We start from the raw sequence: 476 nt of genomic DNA, 5'->3' as shown, positions 1-476 counted from the left end.
AGCCGGATCCGCCGGTTGAGGTTGTCGAGCGTGGCCACCATCGCCTTGTTCCCGGATGCCGCACACAACTCGAGGTGGAATGACTCGTCGCGCAGCACCATGTCACCGTCCGGTGGGGGCGGGCTGGCCTTCAGGTCCAGCCACTCCGCGCGCAATGCCGAGAGCCGGTCCTTATCGTAGTGCAGCTCATCGGTTTCCAGGATCCGGGTGATGCCGCGCAGTTCGATTGTGATGCGCAACTCGTAGAGGTCGCGGACGCCCGGGATATCCAGCGCGACCGGGTAGTACCCGTCGGGCCTGCGTTCGAGCATGCCGTCGGCGTGCAGCCGGACCAGCGCCTCTCTCAGCGGGGTCCGGCTGACGTTGAGCGTCTCGCACAGCTGGGACTCGACCAGCCGGGTGCGATGGTCGATCTCGCCGACCATGAGCAACTTGCCGAGGTCGAGGTAGACGCGGTCGCGCAGGGAGACCGGTTC

The 476-nt window shown here is 66.4% G+C and carries 1 protein-coding gene; it reads right to left on the bottom strand.

All coding sequences use genetic code 11. The annotated features are described in order from the left end of the window. On the bottom strand, positions 1–476 hold a 476-nt coding region (locus tag RM572_RS28960; RefSeq protein WP_311676331.1), incomplete at both ends, for a GntR family transcriptional regulator.

The sequence above is a fragment of the Streptomyces hazeniae genome (assembly GCF_031845485.1).
In the GTDB taxonomy this organism is placed as follows: domain Bacteria; phylum Actinomycetota; class Actinomycetes; order Streptomycetales; family Streptomycetaceae; genus Streptomyces; species Streptomyces hazeniae.
The sequence above is the reverse complement of the archived record's forward strand: the minus strand, read 5'-3'. Positions and strand labels throughout refer to the sequence as shown.